This window comes from Streptosporangium sp. NPDC005286, assembly GCF_040607515.1.
Classification (GTDB): domain Bacteria; phylum Actinomycetota; class Actinomycetes; order Streptosporangiales; family Streptosporangiaceae; genus Streptosporangium.
In genome coordinates this window covers 1-1,535 of sequence record NZ_JBEXGU010000271.1, presented here as the reverse complement: position 1 = coordinate 1,535, position 1,535 = coordinate 1, and the positions used below count along the sequence as shown (strand labels likewise).

Here is a 1,535-nt window from a genome sequence, read left to right as displayed (position 1 = left end):
CGGGGCGGTCGTCAGGTTCAACGGGGGTGGGCAGGCCGCCCACAACGTCGTGCTGCCCGACGGACGGCACCACACGTTCGCACAGTTCGGGTCGGGCACGCTCAGAGGCGTGCCCACCCACCTGTCCAGGTTCATGGTCACAGACCCGCTCTCGCTGGCCCGGGAGGCCGCCCACCTGAGCGAGCTGGGTGTTCCCGACCCGTTCCGCCTGCTCACCGTGGACCGGGACGCCCTGCTCGCCACGCCGTACCACGTGGCGGCGGGGCAGGCCAGGGAGCTGGCACGCGGCGAGGACCGGCACGGGTCGTGCGGAATGGGCGTCGGCGAGACCATGGCCTACGCCCTGGAGCACCCGGAGCTCGCGCCGACCGTCGGCGACTGCGAGGACCCGGCCCGGCTCGCCCGCAAGCTGTACGCGCTCCGCGAGGCGCTCGGGGTGACCGGGCCGCCCGTCGAGGACTGCGTCGCCGCCTACCGGGCGTTCGCCGAGCGGGTGATCCTGGTCGGCTCCTCCTTCACGACCGCGCTGCTGCGCAGGCGGCCCGTGATCTTCGAGGGGGCACAGGGCGTGCTGCTCGACGAGTGGCACGGCTTCCACCCGTACACCACCTGGAGCACGACGACCTTCGCCAACGCGCTGGAGTTGCTCGACGGGGTGCCGGCCGTACGGCTGGGCGTGCTGCGGACCTACACGCCCAGGCACGGCCCGGGACCGCTGGTCACCGAGGCCGCGGCGCCGGTGCTGCCCGAGGCGCACAACGGGACCGGTCCCTGGCAGGGGCCCTTCCGCACCGGTCACTTCGACGCGGTGGCCCACCGCTACGCGCTGGCGGTCGCGGGCGGGGCCGACGCCCTCGCGCTCACCCACCTGGACGCGCCGGTCTCGCGGATGTGCGTGTCGTACGACATCGGCGAGCTGCCGGTGGGCACGGCGGGTGACCTCGAAGGGCAGGCCAGGCTGACCGGGCGGCTGTCGGCGGCCCGGCCGCACTACGCCGACGGTGTCGACGACTGGCCCGCGGCGGTGGCCGAGGCCCTGGGGGTTCCGGTGTGGCTGGGCTCCCGGGGACCCACCGCCGCCGACAAGGTCCTTTTCAGTGGTGTGACCGCGCCCGAAAGGGTATGACCCTTCTCGTACTCTCCCTTTACCTGGCAGGCAGCCTTACCCGGAGGAACTCATGGGTGTCGGGGTCAGCATCTTCTTTCTCACGCTTGGCGCCATCCTCCGCTTCGCCATCGACCCCACCGTCCTCGGCGAGGCCGTCCACATCGACGTGATCGGCCTGATCTTCATGATCGTCGGTGCCGTCGGGGTCGTGCTGAGCATCATGATGGCCCCCAAGCGCGGGAACACGTCCGAGGACCGCCTGATGCACCGCGAGAACCACCCACCGGAGGTCTAGGCCCTGTCCTTTGGATCTTTTGCCTACTGCGGTCGCCCAGGCGGCGCCTCGCCGCGTTGTCGTCGGTCACCGCAGCACGCTGCGGCTCCCTCCTCCGCCTTGCGAGACACCACCTGACCGATCCTCGCCACG

General features: G+C 71.8%; 2 protein-coding genes. Both read left to right on the top strand.

All coding sequences use genetic code 11. The features are described 5' to 3' along the window. Positions 1-1,126 (top strand): adenylosuccinate synthetase (locus tag ABZU75_RS43945; RefSeq protein WP_355568643.1); only part of this gene is annotated, 1,126 nt, incomplete at its 5' end. A gap of 52 nt (positions 1,127-1,178) precedes the next feature. Further along, positions 1,179-1,403 (top strand): DUF6458 family protein, encoded by a 225-nt coding sequence (locus ABZU75_RS43940; protein ID WP_355568640.1) that lies wholly within the window; start codon positions 1,179-1,181, stop codon positions 1,401-1,403. Positions 1,404-1,535 lie beyond the last annotated feature (132 nt).